The organism is Streptomyces sp. HSW2009 (genome assembly GCF_040240285.1).
Classification (GTDB): domain Bacteria; phylum Actinomycetota; class Actinomycetes; order Streptomycetales; family Streptomycetaceae; genus Streptomyces.
Genome location: NZ_JBEHZD010000648.1, coordinates 1 through 3,902 on the forward strand (window position 1 = coordinate 1; position 3,902 = coordinate 3,902).

Sequence of the window (3,902 nt, forward strand, 5' to 3'; positions counted from 1 at the left end):
GGGGGGGCGCACCGGCGGGGGGCGCGCGCTGGGGGGGCCCGGCCTTCCCGGGGGGGCCCGGCGCCGGCGCCGCGGCGGGCCGGCCGCGGGCGACTGTGGGCGGCGGACCGCGGGCGGGCTGCGGCTATCGTCTGCCGCATGCGCAGCAGAGAGTACGGGCCCGACCTCACCCCGCCCTGGAAGAAGCCGACGTCCGTGCCGGAGGTGGCGGCCGAGGTGGACCTGGTGGTGGAGGAGGTGACCACGGGCTTCTGCGGGGCCGTCATCCGCTGCGAGAAGACCGCCGAGGGGCCGACCGTGACGCTGGAGGACCGGTTCGGCAAGCACCGGGTCTTTCCGCTGCACCCGGCCGGTTTCCTGCTGGAGGGCCGGCCGGTCACGCTCGTCCGGCCGCGTCCCGGCAGCGCCCCCGCGGCGAGCGGCCGGGCCCGTACCGCCTCCGGTTCGCTGGCCGTCCCCGGCGCCCGGGCCAGGGTCGCCCGCGCCGGCCGGATCTATGTGGAGGGCCGGCACGACGCGGAGCTCGTGGAGCGGGTGTGGGGCGATGACCTGCGCATCGAGGGCGTGGTCGTGGAGTACCTGGAGGGCGTGGACGACCTGCCGGCGATCGTCCGCGACTTCGGCCCGGGCCCGGACGCCCGGCTCGGGGTGCTGGTCGACCATCTGGTGCCCGGTTCGAAGGAGTCCCGCATCGCGGCCGAGGTCGCCGGCGAGGGCAGCGACGTCCTGGTCGTCGGCCACCCGTACATCGACGTCTGGCAGGCCGTGAAGCCCGCGTCCGTGGGCATCGCCCGCTGGCCCGAGGTGCCGCGCGGCCAGGACTGGAAGACGGGCGTGTGCCGCGCGCTCGGCTGGCCGGAACACACCGGCGCCGCCTGGCAGCGAATCCTGGCCGCGGTCCACTCCTACAAGGACCTGGAGCCGGAGCTGCTGGGCCGCGTCGAAGAACTGATCGACTTCGTCACGGCCCCGGCGTGAAACACCGCGTCCCGGCCGGGACGCGGCGTGTGGCGGCGCGACAGCAGCGCGCTGGCGCGGCCCGGCGCCGGTGTGCCGGGGCGGTCCGTGAGCCGAGGCGGTCCGCCAGGACGGTCGTGGCGCGGCCTCGACCGCGCCGTCACGCTCAGCCAGACAGCGTGCCGAACTCCGTGGTGTCCAGCTTGATCCCCAGCACGTCGAGCGGCACCGGCTCACCGAACTTGCTGGTCCGCTCCGTGCGGTAGCCCGCCGCCTCACCCGCACCGTGCGGCTCGGTCAGCAGCACGCAGACGGCCTCGTACGGGTCGATGATCAGGTAGGCGGGGACCTGCCCGGCGGCGTACATCGAGCGCTTGGTGACGTAGTCCCGGTGCTTGCTCGTCTTCGACACGACCTCCACGAGGAGGGTGGTCGCCGGGGCGGGCACGAGCCGGGAGCGACCGTCGAAGGCGCCGTGCTCGATGACCACCAGGTCCGGCTGGGGCTCGCTGGCCTCACCGGGGATGGCAATGTCTTGCGTCTGCATCGGATACCAGCGGTCCTGGGGGACCTGGTTCAGCACCCGCAGCACGATCATGTTGTGGACCCAGTGGGGCCCGGCCATCATCACAATTTCCCCCCGGATGAGCTCCGCCTTGAGCTGGCCAGGAACATCCAGCGCCTCGAAGATCTCCGTGATATTCGTCATCATTCGGTCATCCACAGCGGTCATCTCCGTGGGCCTCCCCATCCCGCCGCGTCGTGTTCGAGCAGCGTAGAACTAAGCGTAGGCAAGGCATCGGGCCTCCGCACGCATTCACCCGTTCGAGTAGCCCGTCCGGCCGCCTGACCAGCGCGTCCGGCCGACCAACCCGGCTGGGCGCCCGGCCCGGGCAGTCCCGGTAGCCCGGTCCGTCCCGTCCGTCAGTCGGCTTCGTCCCGTCCGTCAGTCGACCAGGTCCCGTACCACCGCGTCGGCCAGCAGCCGGCCGCGCAGCGTGAGTACGGCGCGCCCGCGCGCGTACGGGGCCGGTTCCAGGAGGCCGTCGGACAAGGCGCGGGCCGCGGCGCTGGCGCCGGCCGGGGCGAGGATGTCCAGCGGGCACCCTTCGGACAGGCGCAGTTCGAGCAGGATGCGCTCGACACGGCGGTCCTCGGCGGCCAGTACCTCGCGTCCGGCGCCGGGCGAACGCCCCTCGGTGAGGGCCTGGGCGTACGCGCCGGGGTGCTTCACGTTCCACCAGCGGACCCCGCCCACGTGGCTGTGTGCCCCGGGGCCGGCGCCCCACCAGTCGGCGCCGCGCCAGTACAGCTCGTTGTGGCGGCAGCGGCCGGCCTCGGTGGTGGCCCAGTTCGACACCTCGTACCAGGCGAAGCCCGCGGCCGTCAGCGTCTCCTCGGCGATCAGGTAGCGGTCGGCGTGCACGTCGTCGTCGGTCATCGGCACCTCGCCGCGCCGGATGCGCCGGGCGAGCTGGGTGCCCTCCTCGACGATCAGGGCGTACGCCGAGATGTGGTCGGGCCCGGCGCCCAGCGCGGCCTGGAGGGAGGCCCGCCAGTCCGCGTCGCTCTCGCCCGGCGTCCCGTAGATCAGGTCCAGGTTGACGTGCTCGAACCCCGCGGCGCGGGCCAGTTCCACGCACCGCTCGGGGCGGCCGGGGGTGTGGGTGCGGTCGAGCACCTTCAGTACGTGCTGGCGCGCGCTCTGCATGCCCAGCGAGATCCGGTTGAACCCGCCTTCGCGCAGCGTCGCCAGGTAGCGCTCGTCCACGGACTCCGGGTTGGCCTCGGTGGTCACCTCAGCATCGGGCGCGAGGCCGAACTCGTCCCGGATCGCGGCCAGCATCGCCACCAGGTCGGCGGCGTCGAGCAGGGTCGGCGTGCCACCGCCCACGAAGACCGTCTCGACCTGGCGCGGGTCGTCCCCCAGCACCTTGCGCGCGAGCCGCACCTCGTCGGCGACCATGGCGGCGTAGTTGTCCCGCGAGGCGAGCGCCCCGCCTGAACCGCGCAGCTCACTGGCGGTGTAGGTGTTGAAGTCGCAGTACCCGCAGCGGGTGGCGCAGTACGGAACGTGCAGGTAGAACCCGAGCGGCCGGTCGCCGGCCCCCTGGAGGGCGTGCGGCGGCAGCGCCCCGTCCACGGGCATGGGCTCACCGTCGGGCAGTGCAGAAGGCATGGCTCCATTCTCCGGCATCGCCCCGGCGTCGCGGGACGCGGCCGATCCGGCGCCGCTCCCCGCGTCCCTGCCGGTCCGCGGCCCGTCCTCCGCTGCGCTGGCGCGGCGCCGGGCCGCCGGCGGGGCGGACGCCGTCGGGGGCGCCATCAGTTGCGCCGTCGGCGGCACCGGCCGTAGCTCCGGCGATGCTGCCGGCGGCCCGTTCCGTACGGTCCGCCGCTCCGTCGGCCCCGCCACCTACTCCGCCGCCTGGAGGACCAGCAGGGCCAGGTCGTCGTTGGGCGGCGAGGCGGCGAAGGCGTGCACGGCCGCGCGCACCCGCTGTGCCACGTCGTGCGCATCGAGCCCGGCGCAGGAGGCCAGCACCTGGGAGAGGCCGTCGTCGTCATCGAACTGTGCCCGGTCCGAGCGGTGCTCGGTGACGCCGTCGGTGACGCAGAGCAGGGTCTCGCCGGGCAGCAGGTCGAAGCTCTCGCTCTGGTAGCAGACGCCGTCCATGACGCCGAGCAGCAGTTGCGGCGCGCCGCGCGCCGCCACCGTGCCGTCGGCGCGCAACAGCAGCGGCAACGGGTGCCCCGCGCTGGCCAGGGTGCAGCGCGCGCCGCCCAGCGAGCCGTCCCGCCGCACCCGGCCGGCGCCCGCGACACCGTCCGGACCCAGCACGCCGCCGAGGCCCACCAGGTCGTCCGGGGCCGGCGCGCCGGCGCCCCCGGCGGTGTTAGACAAATGACGCGGGCGCCGCGGGTGCGGGGGTTGTGGGGGGGGG

4 protein-coding genes are annotated in these 3,902 nt (G+C 74.7%); 1 reads left to right on the forward strand and 3 read right to left on the reverse strand.

Annotated elements, in window-relative coordinates; genetic code table 11:
* Positions 1-138: 138 nt before the first annotated feature.
* Entirely contained in the window at positions 139-978 is an 840-nt protein-coding gene (locus AAHZ94_RS30120; RefSeq protein ID WP_349996895.1) for a DUF3097 domain-containing protein, read from the forward strand.
* 145 nt (positions 979-1,123) lie between these two features.
* Here AAHZ94_RS30120 and AAHZ94_RS30125 read toward each other — a convergent pair whose 3' ends face one another.
* The 3 genes from AAHZ94_RS30125 to AAHZ94_RS30135 all read right to left on the reverse strand — a co-directional run.
* Complete coding sequence (locus AAHZ94_RS30125; protein WP_349996896.1) at positions 1,124-1,690, reverse strand: Uma2 family endonuclease; 567 nt, start codon at positions 1,688-1,690, stop codon at positions 1,124-1,126.
* Between the two features lie 213 nt (positions 1,691-1,903).
* Positions 1,904-3,136, reverse strand: a complete 1,233-nt coding sequence (gene hemW, locus AAHZ94_RS30130) for a radical SAM family heme chaperone HemW (RefSeq protein WP_349996897.1) — start codon at positions 3,134-3,136, stop codon at positions 1,904-1,906.
* 237 nt (positions 3,137-3,373) lie between these two features.
* A partial coding sequence (locus AAHZ94_RS30135) for a PP2C family protein-serine/threonine phosphatase (protein WP_502964828.1) occupies positions 3,374-3,902 on the reverse strand: 529 nt, incomplete at its 5' end.